The 19309-nt window shown below is 51.1% G+C and carries 12 protein-coding genes and 1 pseudogene; 7 read left to right on the top strand and 6 right to left on the bottom strand.

Annotated elements, in window-relative coordinates:
- Nucleotides 1-256 precede the first annotated feature (256 nt).
- The 4 genes and pseudogenes from BMX68_RS19075 to BMX68_RS26455 all read left to right on the top strand — a co-directional run.
- The gene (locus tag BMX68_RS19075; RefSeq protein WP_060783910.1) at nt 257-1126 is read left to right on the top strand and encodes a hypothetical protein; all 870 of its coding nucleotides are present in this window, start codon (nt 257-259) and stop codon (nt 1124-1126) included.
- Nucleotides 1101-1922 carry a hypothetical protein gene (locus BMX68_RS19070; protein WP_143063326.1) on the top strand — a complete coding sequence of 274 codons (822 nt, stop codon included), beginning with the start codon at nt 1101-1103 and terminating at the stop codon, nt 1920-1922. Before BMX68_RS19075 ends, BMX68_RS19070 begins: the two co-directional genes overlap by 26 nt.
- Before the next feature lie 420 nt (nt 1923-2342).
- On the top strand, nt 2343-2927 hold the full coding sequence (locus BMX68_RS19065; RefSeq protein WP_017134419.1) for a hypothetical protein: 585 nt from the start codon (nt 2343-2345) through the stop codon (nt 2925-2927).
- Between the two features lie 377 nt (nt 2928-3304).
- Nucleotides 3305-3442 (top strand): annotated as a pseudogene (locus BMX68_RS26455) (group II intron reverse transcriptase/maturase); the annotation flags it as partial.
- A gap of 1180 nt (nt 3443-4622) precedes the next feature.
- Here BMX68_RS26455 and BMX68_RS19060 read toward each other — a convergent pair.
- The 5 genes from BMX68_RS19060 to BMX68_RS19040 all read right to left on the bottom strand — a co-directional run bounded on the left by BMX68_RS19060 (nt 4623) and on the right by BMX68_RS19040 (nt 15289).
- Complete coding sequence (locus tag BMX68_RS19060; RefSeq protein ID WP_074862498.1) at nt 4623-6215, bottom strand: pentapeptide repeat-containing protein; 1593 nt, start codon at nt 6213-6215, stop codon at nt 4623-4625.
- A gap of 172 nt (nt 6216-6387) precedes the next feature.
- Complete coding sequence (locus BMX68_RS19055; RefSeq protein WP_060783914.1) at nt 6388-7986, bottom strand: pentapeptide repeat-containing protein; 1599 nt, start codon at nt 7984-7986, stop codon at nt 6388-6390.
- A 22-nt stretch (nt 7987-8008) separates the two neighbouring features.
- Nucleotides 8009-11278, bottom strand: a complete 3270-nt coding sequence (locus BMX68_RS19050; protein ID WP_211208536.1) for a hypothetical protein — start codon at nt 11276-11278, stop codon at nt 8009-8011.
- Nucleotides 11279-11351: 73 nt separating this feature from the next.
- The gene (locus BMX68_RS19045) at nt 11352-13769 is read right to left on the bottom strand and encodes a pentapeptide repeat-containing protein (RefSeq protein ID WP_017134424.1); all 2418 of its coding nucleotides are present in this window, start codon (nt 13767-13769) and stop codon (nt 11352-11354) included.
- A 323-nt stretch (nt 13770-14092) separates the two neighbouring features.
- A complete protein-coding gene (locus BMX68_RS19040) occupies nt 14093-15289 on the bottom strand; it encodes a hypothetical protein (protein WP_074862495.1) in 1197 nt (398 codons plus the stop codon).
- Between the two features lie 495 nt (nt 15290-15784).
- Here BMX68_RS19040 and BMX68_RS19035 point away from each other — a divergent pair, with 495 nt between their 5' ends.
- The 3 genes from BMX68_RS19035 (at nt 15785) to BMX68_RS19025 (ending at nt 18839) form a co-directional block, all read left to right on the top strand.
- Nucleotides 15785-16828, top strand: coding sequence for a hypothetical protein (locus BMX68_RS19035; protein ID WP_060783918.1), 1044 nt, complete (start codon nt 15785-15787; stop codon nt 16826-16828).
- Nucleotides 16829-17256: 428 nt separating this feature from the next.
- Nucleotides 17257-17943 carry a cysteine hydrolase family protein gene (locus BMX68_RS19030; RefSeq protein WP_026013475.1) on the top strand — a complete coding sequence of 229 codons (687 nt, stop codon included), beginning with the start codon at nt 17257-17259 and terminating at the stop codon, nt 17941-17943.
- 8 nt (nt 17944-17951) lie between these two features.
- A complete protein-coding gene (locus BMX68_RS19025) occupies nt 17952-18839 on the top strand; it encodes a LysR family transcriptional regulator (RefSeq protein WP_017134428.1) in 888 nt (295 codons plus the stop codon).
- A gap of 131 nt (nt 18840-18970) precedes the next feature.
- On the opposite strand, the gene BMX68_RS19020 is transcribed toward BMX68_RS19025, so the two are convergent.
- On the bottom strand, nt 18971-19309 hold a 339-nt coding region (locus tag BMX68_RS19020; RefSeq protein WP_032873688.1), incomplete at its 5' end, for a ribonucleotide-diphosphate reductase subunit beta.

The following is a 19309-nucleotide window of genomic DNA, read 5'->3' as shown; positions in this document are numbered from 1 at the left end:
CCGAACACTTCACTCGGCGTTTTTCAGCCGCCTGCCGCTGATACTATCAAGTTTTTCAATTCGAATGACCACGGCACTCAAAATTTAGTTAACCGGCTGGGGTGATTTCTAAAGTTCCATAAATAAGCAGAATGACCAAGGCAACCGACAAAAAACCATAAAAAATGATAGTACTATAATCGAGAGAGTGTATTAGTCTGCGATCAAACAGAAAAATCGAGATGGTATTTAACTTACGGCACCAAGGACATCGAATATGAAAAGTCTCATCTTAACCGAAAAAGATATTTATGAGCTTATAGATAAAGCGGACAAGTTAAAAAAGACCTTCAGCGATTTGGATATGCTTACCCTGGAGCAAAATTATCGCAAGCTAAATCCTTTGCAACTTAAGGAAGAAGAGAAGGTTGCAAAAATTATCAGAATTAACGACAGAACAGTTGTTGCCCCTGTGGTAAGCGAAAAACAAGCCACCATGATAGAGTATTGTGGGATTGTACTGGACCAGACCACTCGAAGTTTTGCACGAAAAGATGGATGGGACGACAAGGATTTGTTACAGCCTAAAAACCTGGCATCTAAAGAATATATGGATATTGCATTCCGTGCAGTAGCAAATTATCCTTTTTGCTCGGTTTTCACCGCCAGGACTGAATTTCTTGATTCTGACTCTCTCGAATATGGTGTTCCAGTCGCGGACTGCATGCTCGATATCGCCAGTAAAGTCGCATCGGACATTGGAAATCCTTTCAAGGAGGTTCTAAGCAAGTTGACGGGGGAGAAGGAAGTTAAAGAAGACGTCAAGAAGATATTGGATAATTGCTGGGGGGAGCATAATGAACTAAAGGGGGAAACTATATTCGATATTTCACCCGTATGGTCTCATAATGGTGGACTTGCCTGGAGTTACGGATTTAGTGGGTCAAACTATAAAGATAACTCTTGGAAAAAATTCCTGATCAGCAAAGCCCACAAAACAAACCAATATTATTCCGCCGCTTTTGGGGTGGCATACCGTGAGGGCATGTGGGAGGACGGCGATTGGGCGCGCATAATTAAAGAAAAACTTTCGAAGTCGAACCCTGATTGGAAGGGATTGCTTGACGCCGTTGATTTCAGTTTCTAATCGTAACTGCACAGAATCTTCAGGGCAAGCAAATTCAGGCTTGCCTTGCATTCACCATGAGATAAACCAAATGAATTCTGCAAAAAAGGATACACTCTCCACAGTAAAAAGCTGCTTGTTGTACGCCAAAGCGCTGACTGAGGAAGAGCGCGAGATGATCGAGTTGACCCTCGCCTATATTCAATATAAATCCCATGAAAAAGCAAAATATACCTTGACCCAAGATATCTGGGGAACCCCCAAGGGAGTACTCAGCTATGGCTATTATAATATAATTAATAATGAAATATATAACCTGTCTTGGTGCAAGATTGAAGCGGCGCAAGTGGATTTGATTAACAAGACATATAAATCAAAAACTAACATCATGAATGCCGTGGCTTCTGAAGCGTGTGATGCCTTTTTGGACAATGACGATCCACTGGCGACTGAATTTAAGAATTTTATCAAAGAGCAACCTAAAAACTATGCTCCAGACGCGTTTCGACTAACCGATACATTTTGGAAGAAGAGAATAGAGAAGGGGAATAACGAAGGTATTCATACAGATATCTCAAACGCAATAAAGTATACCGATGGCAGTATTCGAATAGCTTATATAATGATGTATCTGTCAACTGAAATAAAAAGTTTTGACTTTTTGTTTGTGGAATATAATCATACAAAGACTAATGTTATACTGAATGGCTTTAGTTTGAAGCTTGACCTGGAAGAGTGGCGGGAGGTCAAGAGTAAAATAAAAAAAGAACTAGGCCCAAAAGACGATAGCTTTGCTGGGGTGGATTTTAGCCTCTAGAGGTGGCTGGGACTAACTCTATATCTCCGATTGTTTTCAGTTTTCTTATTGTGCAATACAATGAAACCTCTACTTTCTATAGTGATTTAAACACCCATCTGGCCGGGGCGACGAGGCAAGCGAAAGCCTCCGTTGCCGTTCGATAAGGCCGCCTATCATTAGCAATTATTTTTAGCTACCATCGTTGTACAGCTCATTCCATATTTAATAAAAGTCCGACACTCCTCCTCTCGGAGGTTATTGTCATTGGTTTTTTTGTATTCGGTTTCAATAAAAAAACAGTCTAAAAACTTCACCGTAATTGCTTGTTTTATTTTTTGCGTTAATAAACTGTTAAATATAATAGTTATTTAGGTGGGATGGTTATATAACCTTCCAGGTGAGGCATAATGAATGCCCCGATCATATTAAAGGAGTGTCATGATGACTGCTGCAACAATAAATTCGTATATCGAGCTGCTTAATGAAATGCGTGCTCATCATAAGAAATGTGTTCGTGAGGAAAGTGCTACAAAAACAACGCCTTCAGAACATCTTAGGAGTTTACATGCTTCTGCAATCAAGGGAGGGCAAAAAGAGCTAACAGAACCTTCCGTGGTACTTTTGCAAGCCTCGGCCAAGGGTAAAGGCGGAGCACATGCCGAAGATTCTCAGCGTGGGCTTACAGTAGCTACAACGGAGTTTAAAAATAGTGGTTCATCAAATGTCGATGAGTATAAGAAGAAGCTGGATAAACTTAGAGAAAAAGATAAAAAAAATGCTGAAGAGCATATCGATAAAATGTATGACGAAGCTATTGTTGAAATTGAGAATCATCCAGAAAGCGCCAGTGCTGTCGTTGGTTTTATGGAGGCCTTCGGTGGTAAATTCAATGAGGTTCTGAATACAGTCAAAACTTTTATCATGGATTTGGCAAAAAATATCATGAAGTGGGTTGGTGAGGTGTTCAGCAAGATTAAGGATACCTTCAATAAAGTTGTTGGATTTATCAGTGGTTGGTTTTAGTTTTCTGGCAACTGAAGTGATGTTCGACCAACTCAAGAGCGACGAAGCTATTCGGTGTGGCAACGCTTATGAGACTCGTCAGAAAGAGCTCTTGGGTACTACTCCAGAGAGTGGCTTGAGGCGGCAAGGGACATAGAAATACAGACGAAATAATAGATCGACGTTATGACAAAATTTTGAAGGAGGTAGATATTGATTTAGTACCCACTATCTGAGGGGCTGTGGATATCATATGCAACGTTGCTGTAGTGTAACTAAGTCCTTGCTCCAATTATACAGGCAGGCCCGAAAGGCTTGCCTTTTTTCGGTGCGCCCAGCATAGGCGCAATCTGGTAAGTGAACGTCCGACCGTAAGCTGACCACAGCGAACGAAGTGAAGCGCAACCTATCGTCCCAGTCCGGTACGACGCGTGGTCATTCCTCAGCCTGATGGCAGCGAACGCGAGTTGAGTATTCCCACGGTTACCAACCGTTTGATCCGACAAGCGCTACTGCAAATTTTGCAGTCTCTACTTAGGCGTGGACGAGGGTAAGAGTGCGGTGGAGCGAGGGTGTAGGTGGGACAGCCTTTGAAAGCACTGAGGCAGAATTCTTCAAAACTCTGAAATAGATTAGATAACTAGTAAAAGTAATAGATAAAAATTTTATTTATCATAACTACTGAATTTAGTTGACCTATTTAAAGCTTTTGATAGGCTAAAAAATATCGCAAATGATTTCAGTGCTTTAGATGTAGAGTGTCCAGAGAGAATTTACCTGTCAATCGAGTATGTCGATAAGAAAATCAGTTCATTTTATTATGACGATATAAAGCAACTTATCCAAGCTTCCATTGATACCAATAAAAAATGCCAAAGTTAAAGGAAGAGAGCTTAAAAATGAAATCTTTGACAATAAAAAAAGGATGGTGGGAGTAATTTATCATCCGTTGATCATGGGTGTGATGTCGGTTTTGTCAAGATATTGTCGCTAATTTGAGTGATGGCTCTATATAAACTTTACTTCTCGCTATGAACACCATTTGTCTATCGGTGCCATGTGTGACCCTGTCGCTCTTTCTACAATATTTTATTCATGTGGAGCGTTTAAAATAATTGCTAATGCCATTCCGCAATATTACAACCGATCCTATCGAAAAGATGTGATCGAAGGAATTAGGGAACATATGAAGAAAAAGGGGCAGCTATGCGGTCAGAATTTAGAGATGTCGAGAAATTGTACCCATACCCCACCTCTAAATGCCTCGTGAAAAATCTTGACTGGTTGAGTTTCCGAAATTTCGATTAGAGCCACACCGATGACATACTGGTTTTGGAATACATAAGCCGGCGACGTCGTAGAAGGATAATGACTCAAACACGTCGAATAGGTTGACTATTATTATAAGTTGGTAGAGCGTGTTTCGGCTTAATCGAATGAATTCGTCACTCTGGTTGTTAAATTTTATAGATGAAATCGATAAATCCAGTTGGCTTTATATATTTTCGGTGAATGATGCTAAATAATCCAATGCGATCAAGGGGTCAATATGAATTCGGCACGTCAAATCTTATGTGCATGTTACAATGCGGCTCGAATCTGGGGTTGATCGAAATTTGCTTATCGCGTTCTTCGGGCCAGTCGGATTGCCCTGGTCATTGGTACAAAAAACTCTGAACCACTCGCTCTGCTTGGTTGTTTCCCTTCAGAATCCCTTCAGAATCCCTTCTGGTCATAGGTCCACCCAAGACTACCTTCGGCCACTCCCACGCAGTGGGCATCATAAGACTCACCTTGGAAAATGCCGGCAATGCCTCCAGGCCCATGGCCGCCAAAGTAAAATACGACATCTGGGTCGGCAGAGAACTGCACATTGCCGATTGAGACTACGCCCACGGTCAGCCCACCATTACCCCCCGCACCGCTACCCGTATTGTGCAAAGGGTTGGTTGCGCCGTTGCCGCCGTTGCCGCCTGTTCCGCCGATTGCGCCGACGATACGGCTGCTGCTCATATGAACGGCGGTATTGGCCAGAATCACGGCAAATGAACCGCCCCCCTGCTGCCCACCGCCACCGCCTCCGCTGACACCGCGATAACCGTTGTAACCCGCACGGCCGCCCCCACCACGGCTCCCGCTCCAAAGGGTACTAGTAAAGCTCCCTATCATGTCCACCGAGGGCAAGCCCATGCCACCGCACATTGGTTGGTCATTGTTACCTATATTGCAACCGTCGCAACCTTTGTCGCCAGTGGCGCCAGGCGCCGCGTAGATTTCCGAATTGACGATGGCGAGTTGCTCACTGTATTTGACCTGCAAGGCGACGCTCGCCGCACCACCCGTCGACGCCCCGGGGCTGGCAAATATTTTGAAGTTCTCTATCTGCGTGGCCGATTTGATATTGATGGCCGTTATGGCCGACACACCGTTTGGCGGCGCCTTGATTAAGGAACGCAGGCCGTCGCTGGCCTGGCCTGTGTGCGCACAGCCTCCGTAGAGACTGACGCCGTCACGCACCGTCAGCGAGGTGGTTTGTTGATACTCGCCGTAGCCGACCAGTACGCCGCAGCCGCTCGCCTGACAGTTGCCGAGGGCCTGTTCGATCGTGGCGCAGGCCGCCTCCAGCGACGCGCCGCAACTGTCGCTGTCAGTGCCGGCGGGGGTGACGTAGACCGCGTTGGTCAGTTGGCTGAGATCCGACGAGCCGCAGTCGGCCTCCCAGGCTGCCTTCGTTACCGTTGGGGTCACCACGGCGGCAAAGCGCGCGTCGGTGATATCGCTGGTAGCAGGATCCAGCGCCAGGTTGGCGGGCAGGAGGCTGTTGCGCAAGAGGGTCTTGCGGCCGGCGTAAAAGCCCGTGTGTAACGTCGGTCCGAAGCGCACCCGGCTAAGGTCGGTGGCGGAGAAATCCGTTCCCCCTAGGTCGGTGTATTCCAGGTCGGTGCCGTCCATCTTCGCGCCGGTCAAATTGGCCCCCTGGAGATTGGCCCTTGAGAGGTCGGCATAGCCCTTGCTGCTTGGCTTAAGTATGGCGTTGCTCAGGTTAACATTGGTGAGATTGGCACCGGCGAGTTCGGCGCCACTGAGGTTCGCGCCGCTGAGGTTGGCATTGGTGAGATCGGCACCCAACAAGTTGGCATTGGTCAGGTCTCGACCCGACCAGTCGACACCGGTGAGGGTGCTGAATGGACAGGTCAGCGGCGAACCGCCGCAGGGTGCCGGCGCTGGCGATGCGGAGAGTGCAGCGGCGGCGAATGACGTCAGCGCCAGGAGCAGACCGTGCATTGCCGGTTGAAGTTTGAGGGCCATGGTGATCTCCTGATGTGGCGTATCGTTGTTGAGGAGTCGTCGCAAGCCAGCGACTGATCGAGAATACGGCGCGGTCATCGGGCCTCTCGTCGCGTTATTCGGGGCGGTCGAATGGCCCTGGTCATCGGTACAAAAAAGTCTTTAACCACTCGCTCTGCCTGGTTGTTTCCCCTCAAAATCCCTTCTGCTCATAGGCCCACCCAGGAGTACCTTCGCCTCGGGCCACGCAGAGGGCATCATAATATTTACCTTGGATAGTGCCGGCACTGCCTCCAGGCCCGTGGCTGCCAAGGTAAAACACGACATCTGGGTCGGTAGAGAGTTGGACATTGCCGGCTGAGGCCAAGCCCACGGTCGGCCCGCCATTACCGCCCGCGCCGCTACCCGTATTGTGCAAAGGGTTGGTTGCGCCGTTGCCGCCGTCCCCGCCTTTTCCACCGCTTGCGCCGACGATGCGACTGTTGCCGATATGAACCGCGGTATTGGTCAGGAGCACGGCAAATGAACCGCCCCCCTGCTGCCCACCGCCACCGCCTCGGCTGATATAGCGGTGAACGTCGTAACCCGCACGGCCATCCCCACCGCGACTGCCGCTCCAGAGGGTATCGGTGAAGCTCCCCAGCATGTCCAACGAGGGCAAACCCAAGCCGCTGCATAGTGCTACGCCGCTGCTATCTGTCTTGCAGCTGTCGCAACCTTTGTCGCCAGGAGACCCGGGCGCCGCGTAGATTTCCGAGTTGACGATGGCGAGTTGCTCACTGTATTTGACCTGCAAGGCGATGCTCGCCGCGCCCCCCGTCGACGTCGCAGGGCTGGCAAATATTTTGAAATTCTCTACCTGTGTGGCCGAGTCGATGTAGGTCGCCGTCATGGCCGGCACACCGTTTGGCGGCGCCTTGATCAACGAGCGCAGACCGTCGCTGCTCTGGTCCGTGCGCACACAACCTCCGTAGAGATTGACGCCGTCGCGCACCGCCAGCGAGGTGGTTTGCTGATACTCGCCGTAGCCGACCAGCACGCCGCAGCCGCTCGCCTGACAGTTGCCGAGGGCCTGTTCGATTGTGGCGCAGGCCGCCTCCAGCGACGTGCCGCAGCTGTTGCTGTCAATACCGGCAGGGGTGACGTAGACCACGTTGGTCAGTTGGCTGAGATCCGACGAGCCGCAATCGACCTCCCAGGTTGTCTTCGTTACCGCTGGGTCCGCCACAGTGGCGAAGCGTGCGTCGGTGCTGTCGCTGGTAGCAGGATCCAGCGCCAGGTTGGCGGGCAGGAGGGTGTTGCGCAAGAGCGTCTTGCGCCCGGCGTAAAGGCCCGTGTGGAGCGTCGGTCCGAGGCGTGCCCGGCTAAGGTCGGTGGTGGAGAAATCCGCCCCCCCCAGATCGGTGTATTCCAGGTCAGTGCCGTCTATCTTCGCGCCGGTCAAATTGGCGCCCTGGAGATTGGCGCCGGAAAGGTCGGCATCGCCCTTGCCGCTCCGCTTAAGTATGGCGTTGCTCAGGTTGGCGTTGATGAGCTTGGCACCGGCGAGTTCGGCGCCGCTGAGGTTCGCACCGCTGAGGTTGGCCTGGGTGAGGTCGGCACCTTGCAGGTTGGCATTGGTCAGGTCCCGACCCGACCAGTCGACGCCGGTGAGGGTGCTGAATGGACAGGTCAGAGGCGAACCACCGCAGGATGTCGGCGCCTGCGCTGGCGACTCGGAGAGCGCAGCGGCGGTGAACGAGGTCAGGGCCAGGGCGAGACCGTGCATTGCCTGTCTACGTTTGTCGACCATGGTGATCTCCAGAAGTGTCAGATCATTGGGGAACCGGCGGCAGCCATTCACTGATCGAGGGTACAGTGCGGCCGTTAGGACCCGTGGTCGCGTTCTTCGGGCCTGCTGGTTTGCCCTGGCCGTCAGTCACCATCGCGTAGTTCAGCGCGTAGAGCGTATGCCACATATCAACTGCCAGACGAGCAGCCGCCAAGCCATCGGTAGTCACCAGTGGATTGGTGGTCGGTGCCGACGTGCCATATTGATAGATGGCCATGTGGTAGTCGCTGACCTGTGAACCGTCCCCCGCGTAGTACAGGATGTAGAGGTAGGTCATGTGCTGATCGCCGATCGCGCAGATGTCCAAGTAGGTGTTGTCGCCCGTGGTGGACAGGTTCAGAAACGAAGTGGGTAAGCCCCCTCCGTCAAAAAAGCGGCTCACCGGATTGCCATTGAGGTCGAAAGCCTGCACGCGGGCGAGGACCACGCCCTGGTCATCGAAAGACTTGGTGTCTTCCAGCACCAGCACTGTGCCGTCGTAAGCGCAACTCACTGCCACGGGATGGAACAGCAGCCCCGGCCGGTCGACCGTTCGCGCCAGACCGGCATGGATGCGGGCCATTGGTACGTCCGCGTCGGCCGCCCCGGCCGGGACCAATTGGCCTATCTGAATTTTCGCAGGTTGCGTACTCACGGCGATGACGAAACCTGAGGGGTGTAGCGCGATGGAGTCGGGCTGGAGTTGGAAGCGGCCGTAGCTGAGTAGGTTGTTACCCATGTCGAACGGAGTCGGTGACGACAGCGTGACCTTGCGTAGGTGGAAGCCGCCGTCCTTTAAGGGATCGTTGTTGGCCTTGCGCGGGTCGACGTAATACTCACCCAAAGGCTGGTCATTTGGGTCCGGTAGTGGATGACCGTCTGGACCGAGTATCCAGTTGCCATCCTGCATCAAGAACTTGGGAGGATAGGGGTCATAGACCAACAGGGTCTGCGCGTCCAGGCCGTAGGCCGGAAATTGCAGGTCGTCCATCGGTGTGCCTGGGATATTGGTGTTCTGCATGGCGAATAATTGGCCACCCAGTCCACTGGACAAGGAAGTGATACCCATGCCAGCTGCCTTCCAGGCCGTACCCACTGCGCCGTAGCGCTGGCTCAAGGTGAGCCCGGACCAGATGGAAATTGCATTGCCATCGCTGCTGGTGTTGGCGTCGGTGATCGTGGCCGTGGGTGCCTTGCCTGTGGATTGCCAAACGTAAGTAGCGTTCTGATACGTCAGCAAGGCGCTATGTTCATAGACCGATTTTTCGCTCAGCGGCACCGGATATTGCACCAGGAACATCTCAATATCGCTGGCGTCGGCCTCATCGTTGTTCACCACACCCGTGGTCGCTTTGCCAGCCAGCCAGGTGTCGATGTAGTAATCGGCTTCGAACTTAACTTGGCCGCCCAGTGTGTTGTTTGGGAAAACCGCGGCCAATATGGGAGGGGTACTCGTGGGCACCGGTACGGTAGCTATCACGGTCGCCCGCAACTGGTTTTGATAGATGACTTTAACCTTCAGACTGGCCTTACTGCCTGCCGGAGGCTGTGGAAATGCCTGGTGTCGAGGGTCGGGGTGGACCTTCACCGTGGTGGTGATCGAGGTCGAAATCGAGTTCGCAATGTTCCACGGCGAGGTGGCCACTTCCACGATCGTCTCAGCTATCTGGGCGATGCCGGTGACGACATTGATGGCGGCGATGATCCAGCCTGCGAAGGGGATCTCGTCGACCAGTTCCTCACCCACCATTTCAGCCTCGATCCATGCCAGGAGTTTGGTGGCGGCCGGATCGAACAGCACTTTCGCCAGTGAAGAGAAGGCATGCCAGTTCATTTGCTTATTGGCGGCACTCGTGCCGAATTGCGTGCCATAGTAGGCTAATCCGCCGCCGATCACCGCGCTGAGGAACTTGGCGTCCGACATCAGCCCGTTGACAAAGTGATACAGCGGCTTGCAGGCCTGCATCGCCGTGGCAAAGCCGAGCATGAACGCAGGCACGGCGAGATTAACGCAGCCGGTCATGACGCCGCCCACAATAGGCGACTTCGGCCATGCGTCGGAGCCTGTGCCTAAACCAGAGCCATAGATCGCGGCGCTTACCGCGTCCTCGGGAAAGGTCAGGGTGACTTGCAGCACACCCGGATCGGATAGGATCGGCACGGCCATTACGTTGTTCACCGGTCCTATATAGCCGAGCCAGCGCAGGTCGTCGTAGTCGATGTTCAGGCCTCGCAGCGCATTGTAGGTCATGTCAGGATTATCGATTTTCCAATCCGCTACGCTGATGGCGTTACCCTTGGCGTCGAAGAATCGGATGTAGGCCCCCAGGTAACGAACATAGGTGTTGCTCATCGTCAACCGAAGCTGGCGCCGGGCTGAGTCCAACACCTGTATCGAGGTCTGCAAGCCATACGCGGTGCCGGTGCTGCCTAGCGTTGCCTGCCAATCGTCCGCCTGATCGAGGTCAATCCGGACCGCCAGCCGCATCGTCTGTTCCTCGGTCGCGCAATCCTGTACCGATGTGCCCGGCTGCAGGGTCCACTTCTTATTTTTCAGTGTCATGTCATTCTTGGTGGCCTTCATCAAGGCTGTGGCCACCGCACCGGCGGAGATGACGATTTGCTCTGTGGGCTGCGATATGTAGTAAGTAGCGTGACCGTCGCAGCCTTTCCCTGCGCTCTTTGGCGGTGTAAATGGCACCAGGGTGGCCCAGCCCGACTCCTCGCCAGGCGGGCCCATCTGCCGCATCTCAAGCGCTAGTGTCTGAAATTGGTCACTGATGGCTTGGTCGTTGTCCATATAGTTGTAGATGGTTGCTGTCAGCGCCGGATCGGCGTTGATCAGGTCCGGATGGTGAAATATCAGCGCCTTGGCGGTGGACGGGTAGTTGATAGTTGCGTGGAAGGCCGTTTCGGCAGTGGCGTGTGCTCCGTTAAGCGCTTGCGGTGGCGGCACATGGATGGCGACGTTGCCCAGCCCCACCTGACTCTTGGCTTGGGGCCGCGTGCGCAGTGTGTGCTTGATGTGGACTCGTATGACGCAGTCTGCCGGTAGGTCGACGGCGTCACGCGTGTAGTGAGTAAGGCATTCGTCCGGTGTGGCCGCCAACCTGGCGTTGCTGGCCTTGGCCATGGCACGTGTCTCGTCGGTATGGGCTATCAACGGATACCGGCGCCCGCCTGCCTGAAGCCAATAATCCTCATTGGCGAGCGCATCGCGCAGGTCGGCATGATAGACGGCCTTCATCCATATTTTCGTTTCTTCTGTATGCATGACTTCTCTCCATGGGAGTCAGGGGGCGAGCCGAAGGACTGCAATGCCGGACGAGACATAACGTGCTCGCTGGCTATTGGTGTGAGCGCTCTATGGGGTAACGCCTCGGCTCCAAGGTGGCGCATGAAGGATTCGGTTGCGTGATCCATTGCGTTTTTTGCGGGTTGAACAATGCACACTGGCTTGTCTGCAAGGCGGTAGATGTGCCTGTGAGATCGAGGCTGGCGCAGTCGAACGTCGGATTGCAGGCCAGGTAGAGCGACGTCAGCGAACCGCTTTGCGCGATCGACTTGGCATCGCCGAGGGTGATGATTGAGTTGTAGGAAAGGTCCAGATAAGCCAGCGAGGTGAGTCGCGACAGGTCTTTGTTGTAACCGTCGAGTACGCTGGTAAGGTGATTATTCGACAAGTCGGCAAAGACAACGCTGTCGAGGATTGCCAGGTCGAAACTGGTGAAATGGTTGGAGGAAAGATCCAACACGACCGGATCCAGATTCACCAAGCCAATGATGGACTGTAGTTGGTTGTTGGATACGTCCAGGTTGACCAGGTTAGCCAGCTCCGTGACGTCCAGCGTGGTGAGTTGGTTATTGCTCAGATTGAGTGTCTTGAGCTGTTTGAACGGCTCTTTGAACTGGAACTGGGTGATCTGGTTGTCACTCAGGTTCAGTCTGGTCAGTCCGGTGAAGTGCTCCAGGCCGGTCAGATCGGTGATGCCGTTGCCTGGGCAACTGATCTCCGGCACCGTCGCGGCAGTAGTGATGCTGATCGATGACAATTTCTCTGAAAACATGCCTAAGATGCAGGCCTTCAGGTTGGCATCGTTGAACTTTACCTGCTCGCCCATTGGCTTGTCACAGTCGGGCTTGGACCAAACCGTTTGGGTGCCGTGGTTGGCGGTGCACAGATTGGTCCGCCATTCGTCGATTGTCCATTGCGTCCCACTGCATTGGGCAAAATCGCCATTGGGGCAGGTGACCGGGGCCTTTAGCACCGGATAGTCGACATCGCCATAGGCCTGCTGAGTGATGTCGACGTTACCGCACCAGGTCTTGCCACCTGGTTGAGGGCAACACGCGCCTTTCGGTATCACGCCTGACGGCATCACAGCGGCTTGGAAGTTGCTGTCCGTTACCGTCGCGTTCTTGAAGTTGCTGCCGCCCAGCTGCGAGCAAAAGAAGTTGACTGTCGAGCCGCCATTGGGCGTGGCCTTGATCGTGGCGTCGGTGAATTGCGCGTTTTGAAGAATCGTCGAACTGAAGTTCACGCTCTCTAGCACGGCACCGTCAAAGGTAGTGCCCGGCATGATGGAGCCCGAAAAGTCGGTACCATTCAACGTCGTGCCCTGGTCGAATCGAGCATCGGTGAGGACGGAGTTGTTGAAAGTGACGTTATTGATGTGCGCGTTCTGGAAGTTGGCCTTGGTGAGATTGGCACCGGCTATGCTAGCCGCCGGAAGCTCGCCGGTTGCCTCCAGAAAGGCTTTGCGAAAGGTGGCCTGAATCGCACTGACGCCCACCAGGTTGGCACCCGTCAGTTTCACTTTATCGAATACTGCTTTGTTGAGGATAGCTGACTTCAGATTGGCGTTCGTGAGGTCTGCGATAGCGTCGGGAGCGGTTGTGCCCGGCACCGCCGGACAAGGCGTACCGTAAGTGTCGAGCTGGCCGGAAGTGCCAGAGAGCAGTGCGCAGTCGAGTTTGGCATCATGCAATTGCGCATTGACCAGTTTAGCGCCATTGAGCGCGGTGGCGGTCAATTGGGCATAATTAAGCGTGGTGCCGGTGAAGTCGACCAGGGTCAGATTGGCCCCGTTGAAATCGATATTAGTGAGGTCGGTGCCTGCCAGCATTGCGCCGGTGAGGTTCTGGCCGGCCAGCGAAAAATCGTCTGGGTTGAGATTCCGGAAACTGGCGTTGGTGAAGTCAACACGGCCCCAATTGTCCGGGGTGATAGCGTTGATGTCGATGACGCTGCCGACGAATTTTGTTCGGCAATAGGGGTTGGCGAAAATTTTCTGCCTGGGACCGAATTGGGCTTGCACCAGCCCGACGTAGGAGAAGTCAGTGCAGTTGAGGTTGGCATAGCTGAAATCGGTTTTGTTCATCAGTGCACCGATAAAGCAGGTATTGGTCAGTGTCGCGCCGGAGAAGACCACGTTACCCTTGTCGCTAAGACCTAAGTCCGCACCTCGGAAACTGGCTCCGGTGAGATCCTGATCGGCAAATATCGCGCCCTTGAGAGTGGTATTGGTGAAGTCCGCGCCTATGAGCGACCCAGCGGGCAGGCTGCTGAAGTTGTAGTTGGTCAGATTTTTGCCCGCATAAGAAGTGCCACTAGTTGCCGGACACGGTGCCATCCCAGCAATCGTCTGCGCGGCGGAAGCCGTGGTGGTGAACAACAGGGTCATCAGCAATGTGACTATTAGCAACGCGGTCGTGCGCTTGGTACAGAGGTATAAGAAGAACGCTTCATACGGATGTCCGCGCATGGTGGAAGAACCTCCGAAATAGTGGTGAACGGATAAGTAGGTCTTCTTTAATTGCTGAATAGACGATTGTGTGTGCTCGATATTAGTTATGCGGCATCTATATTCAAAGCCCTATTGAGGAATGCTTTGTAAGTTTCTCGCTCAATTTTGTTCGTCTAGATATTTACGGTCGCTTACTAGATGCACTTGCCAAGTAAATTGTTGGTCATGGCATAAAATCGCTTATGATTTCCTTGTGTCAATAGTTTTTACTTATCTCCATGCGTACATGATAATTTCCAGAGAGGGTCAGTCATTGCCATTTGCAACAGACTCGCTGGCGATTATGTCAATGTGTGATATTCCTTTGCGGCCAATACCTTAAAACATACCATGCTGTCTTTGGTAATAGTGTATGTTATCTTCAAGTTGTCGAATTTAAAATTATTTTTAATGTTGGAAAAGCTGTTTTCCAAAGACTTGATGTCAGCTGCCGAGAGCCATTTTTCTTCCCTGGCTGTAATAAGCTTGTTGACGCTGTTCATATAGCTTTCAACAGATTCTGAGTTTTCATTAAAGTAGCTGATGTAGACATCTAGCAGATCTTTAAATCTATCGAGATTCCTGATTACCCGATTTGCTGTTTCAAGCCATCCATTGATTGCTATATACAAAATAAAAGGTTCGTTAGCAATGTTTCTAACGAAATCATTGTAGTTGGCTACTGCTGTGTTTAGTGTATCCACCGCCGTTACTACATTGTACACATCCATGCCGGCGTTTATCGTGGCTGCAGTACAGGCGAGTGCGACCGGAACATAAGCGCCAGCAGTAAGCGCTGTTTTTCCATAACTGATTAAGCAATAAACCAATCCTCCTGCAACTGCCGCTCCAGTCAGCAGTAATGAACCATTTATCAACGATTTTTCTGCAGAGGCTAAATTCCTTTCTTCCGTTTCAATAGCTTGTGTGTAAGTTTTAAGCGCTGTCTGCATGGTGTCAAAGCTATCGTCGTCACTAAATGAGAGGCTCAGCCTGTTCAATTCGTTTTGCAATGGGGTTAAGTCAGCCATAGTCCTGATTCTCAGTGACTTGAGCTTGGCGTAAATGTCGTTGATGGATGACTCCAAGTCGTTTATATCCATCAGTTTTCGCATATTATCAATGGCGGTAACGCCGGCTTTTGAGCTTTTTATTATATTTTTTGATGTGGGGCCGACGAAGTATTTTTGCTGTTTTCCTATGACTACATTCGCCTGTTTTATCGCATCTATCAGATTGTCGGATGCATAGATATAATCACGATGCCAGAGTTTATTTAGTGTTTCGTCCAACGTTGACAGTGCGTTGAAAAATGGTGAGGCACTAAATTTAAAAGTCACTTTTTGATCAGCTACGTATTCTGTAATTCTTTGGTAGACACGAAGCAGGTCCGCATCGGCTGAGTCCCTGAGAGGGACGATTTCGGGGCACAACCTGGCTGATTCATAATATTGGAATACCGGGTATATATATCGTGCCAGATCTGAATAATATTTCATTATTGTAATTTCCTCTGGGTGAGGTCGTCATGTCCCGTATTGCGCACAATGAGCCGGTTGCTCCCATTAGCATTGTTGCAATATCAGTTTTGAGAGGAAAGCTGATGCTTTCGTCTAGGTTGAACTGCATAACTATGTTGAGGGGATAGAAGTCGCAAAAAATATTTTGTTTGAATGTTGTGCATAAAAATTAGCACTGTCTTTTTTGCTGTGAGTTATGATTTTTATCAGTTTTCTGGCGCGCTACATTTTTCGGTTTGACCTGCTCTCCATTGTTTAATGAGTCGAAGCTTTAATATCGATATCATACTGGTCGTCCTCACAGCGTTACGGGCGAGCCGATTCACGCCGAACGTCGGCACCCTCGCTGATGTTTCTATGAATAATAATAGTTTTTAAATCTGGATAGCGCCTATAAATTATATTTGCATGGAAAGTATTTCATGTTCATAAAATAAATGAAAAATTTTAAATATTGCGCAGGGGAAATGGCTGATGGGCTATCAATATGTATTTTTCCGGTCATCGCAACGGCTCGATGTGAATAAGCCGGATTACTCTGTTTTTGAAAAAGGCTATCCGGACGGAGCCGGTTGGACTCCTTCGACAACGGATACATACAAGCCATTTGAACAGTTGGACGATAGCTATCCATTTGGTGCCAATCCAACCGCCTTTTTTGATAAGGAAAACGAAAGTATTTACATGTTGCTTAGGACAAATAATTATCTCGGAATAACAGGGTGCAAGATTTATCTTCAAAATCTACGCTGGAATATAGCGGGAGTAGATCTGAGTATAACCTCGGAAGAAAGCGTTATCCCGTATTTAACTAATGAGCATCTTCACTTGTTTTATCAGGAAAGTAAGGGGCAGATTTCCTGGTCGCAATATTCTTTTGATTATAATTCTGAAAAAATAGAGCCGTTAAACACTGTAACAGTTTCCAGGGATCATGTTCAATTAGATGGCTATCCCTCTATATCTGTAAGGTATAAGCCCGAATCTAAAAAATATATTGGCCGGTTATTTTTTAGAAACAAGTCAAATTTGATGTGTAGTTTGAGAATAGATGACCTCGAAAAAATGAAAATTGATGAAAGCTCCTTGGAGGTTTATTCTGAAATTGAGATGCAACATAGTCCTAGTGTCCTAAGTACGGGAGATGACCGTGGATTTACCACATTTTATGTGTTTTATCATTCAAAGGAGAAAACGGGCGAAATGTTATGCGCAAAAATAGACGGTTTTGGAAAATATATCAGTAAACATAAATTGAAATCATTTAATAATGACATCAAGTCCTCGCCATCTACTTTGATGGTTGATTATCCAAACGCCTATGTATTTTATACTTCGGCAAAAAGGGACGCTAAGAAAGTTGAGGTTAGGGAAATAAGCAGAGCTTGGGTGAATTTGAAGGATATGGAGGTTGTGTCAACCTCGCCGATTAAAAATTCGAATCCATTGGGTTCTGATGCTGCTCCCTTTGCACTGGATGGTGGCGATGTTCTCATTAAGAATTTTTCGGGTGTTTAAATTCGTGTAAATGCTGTGGCGCCGGTTGCAGTGAGTCGCCACCAGGCATGGGAGGTAGGATACCGGCCAGTTTTCGTGAGCTCCGCTGGTGTCCTGTCCGCCGATCAGAAGGACGGCAGGTATATAGAGCCAACAAGTGTCGAGTCAGAGATAGTTCCGCCGTGGCGCGACGCCCATGGCGGAACATGGCGGCATCGCGCAGTGGATTCCAGATCAGGCTGCGCATTTTGAATGCAGAGTCCGCGAGCAGAACCGGGGCGTTGAAGGAGGGGCCATGGCGGCGATCCAGCATGACTATCGGCCTCCTCAATGCCGACGCCAGCATCTGTGCATAAACAGCACAAGACATCTACAATCTGCCCTGTGTGCGAGCGGGTGTCATTTGCTTAGTATTTCGTTGACTTATCCAACTGAAGAAGGAAGTACTCATGCAAAGGTTTACCCGTCGACTGATGGCTGCTTGTGCGTTTTCTGGCATAGTTGCTAACACCGTCGCTTCTGCTAGCGATCACCCGACCATCCGGGCGATGTCGGGTGCGGAGCCGATCAGGCAACTGGAGGCAGGAAAATCTGCTCTGGTTGTAATCGATTTCCAAAACGAATACTTCACTGGCAAAATGCCGATTCTCGATGGCCTCGCGGCGCTGGCCAATACCCGCGAGTTGATAAAATTTGCCGATAACAACAAGATCCCGGTCTATCGTGTCCAGCACGTTGCCCCGGCAGGTTCCGCTGTGTTCGCCCTTGATGGCGAAACGGTTAAACTCCATCCAGACATGCAGTCACGTGCCCAGGATACCCTGCTTCAGAAGACCACCGTCAGTGTTTTTGGCAGTACCGATCTGGACAGCCGCTTGAAAAAAGCCGGAATTAATACGCTGATTATCAGCGGCCTGATGACTCACGCTTGTGTCGCTGGCGCCGCGCGTGACGCTGCCCCGTTGGGTTACCATGTCCTGGTTGCTTCCGATGCGTCGGCTACTCGCGCCATTACTCGTGCCAATGGCGAATCCGTTGACAAAGATTCGTTGCACGACGCTGCACTGGCGGCAGTCGAAGATGCCTTTGGCGACGTGATGACCACCGCGCAGATCTTGAAACTACCAGTGCGGTAGATTATTCGATGAATCAGATACTCGCTATGTACACCTTTCGTTGCATCGTTGAATCCCAAGGCTTTTCGGCCGCGGCTCAACGAATGGATACCAGTCATTCTTCGGTGTCGCGTCAATTGCAACAATTGGAGAAAACATTGGGCGTGCGCCTGATAAGTCGAAATACACGTCGTCTAAGTCTTACCTCGGCTGGCGAAAAATATTACGCCGCTTGTGTGGATATTCTTGAGCGCGTCGATACCGCGGCCCAAGCCGTTACCAATGAGCAAGACCGACCTTCAGGGGTGCTGCGTATCACGGCACCTCTGGTTGTTGGCACACTCGATCTGGCCAGTTGGTTACCGGCTTTTCAGCAGCGTTTTCCGGATATTCAAATTGATTTGTCCTGCTCTGATCTATTAGTCGATCTGATCGCTGGGCGCTTCGATGTCGCCTTACGCATTTGCGGGCCTTTGGTCGATAGTAGCCTGGTCGCGCGTTTGTTGAGCGTATCGCCGATGGTACTGGTGGCTTCCGGCGCCTATGTGGGTAAGTTCGGTTTACCGCGTAGCACTGCGGAATTAGGTGATCACCGGATTTTGAGCTACGGAACGTCCCGTCAGTGGTTGCTTGAGTCCGAGACGGGGCCACCGATAACCGTTGTTCACGACAACGGATTTCGTTCCGATACCGTCACCGCGCTGCACGCGTCCGCGCTTGCCGGCGCGGGCATTGCGTCCTTCACATTGGCCACCGTTCAAGATGATCTAAAAGTTGGTAGGCTAGTCAGAATTCTTCCGGAATATACCCTTGGTGTACGCCATTACTATGCGGTCTATCCTCATGCTCGCCATTTACCTCCCAAGGTTCGGGCGTTTGTAGATTTTATGGCTGAGTATTACCGGTCCGATTCTTGAAGGGCAAAAAGCAAGAAATTTTTATGCTAATGCCCAGTATGCAGTTGCGAAGAAAATACAACTGCTTTACTGGTCCGAGGGTGTCGCAGTTTTAGAGTTAAGTTCGACAGTGACAAATGGACACGGCAACATCAATCCCAGCTCAACGCGCCACCGGTCTGATACTCGATCACGCGGGTCTCGAAGAAGTTCTTCTCTTTCTTCAAGTCCATGATCTCGCTCATCCAGGGGAACGGGTTAGTGGTGCCCGGATATTCTTCCTTCAAGCCGATTTGGCTCAAGCGACGGTTGGCGATGAACTTGAGGTAGTCCTCCATCATCGCCGCGTTCATGCCCAGTACGCCGCGTGGCATGGTGTCGCGGGCGTATTCGATTTCCAGTTGGGTGCCCTGCAGGATCATCTGGGTGGCTTCTTCCTTCATCTCGGCATCCCACAGGTGCGGGTTTTCGATCTTGATCTGGTTGATCAC

This window comes from Pseudomonas agarici (assembly GCF_900109755.1).
Classification (GTDB): domain Bacteria; phylum Pseudomonadota; class Gammaproteobacteria; order Pseudomonadales; family Pseudomonadaceae; genus Aquipseudomonas; species Aquipseudomonas agarici.
Note: the sequence above shows the minus strand (reverse complement) of the source record. Positions and strands in the feature narration are given on the sequence as shown.

What these genes read in the sequence shown, in the direction of transcription:
- BMX68_RS19050 (WP_211208536.1), bottom strand. Translation starts at nt 11,278, where the DNA reads ATGCATACAGAAGAAACGAAAATATGGATGAAGGCCGTCTATCATGCC.
- BMX68_RS19025 (WP_017134428.1), top strand. Translation starts at nt 17,952, where the DNA reads ATGAATCAGATACTCGCTATGTACACCTTTCGTTGCATCGTTGAATCC.
- BMX68_RS19055 (WP_060783914.1), bottom strand. Translation starts at nt 7,986, where the DNA reads ATGGTCGACAAACGTAGACAGGCAATGCACGGTCTCGCCCTGGCCCTG.
- BMX68_RS19065 (WP_017134419.1), top strand. Translation starts at nt 2,343, where the DNA reads ATGATGACTGCTGCAACAATAAATTCGTATATCGAGCTGCTTAATGAA.
- BMX68_RS19035 (WP_060783918.1), top strand. Translation starts at nt 15,785, where the DNA reads ATGGGCTATCAATATGTATTTTTCCGGTCATCGCAACGGCTCGATGTG.
- BMX68_RS19030 (WP_026013475.1), top strand. Translation starts at nt 17,257, where the DNA reads ATGCAAAGGTTTACCCGTCGACTGATGGCTGCTTGTGCGTTTTCTGGC.
- BMX68_RS19060 (WP_074862498.1), bottom strand. Translation starts at nt 6,215, where the DNA reads ATGGCCCTCAAACTTCAACCGGCAATGCACGGTCTGCTCCTGGCGCTG.
- BMX68_RS19045 (WP_017134424.1), bottom strand. Translation starts at nt 13,769, where the DNA reads ATGCGCGGACATCCGTATGAAGCGTTCTTCTTATACCTCTGTACCAAG.
- BMX68_RS19075 (WP_060783910.1), top strand. Translation starts at nt 257, where the DNA reads ATGAAAAGTCTCATCTTAACCGAAAAAGATATTTATGAGCTTATAGAT.
- BMX68_RS19040 (WP_074862495.1), bottom strand. Translation starts at nt 15,289, where the DNA reads ATGAAATATTATTCAGATCTGGCACGATATATATACCCGGTATTCCAA.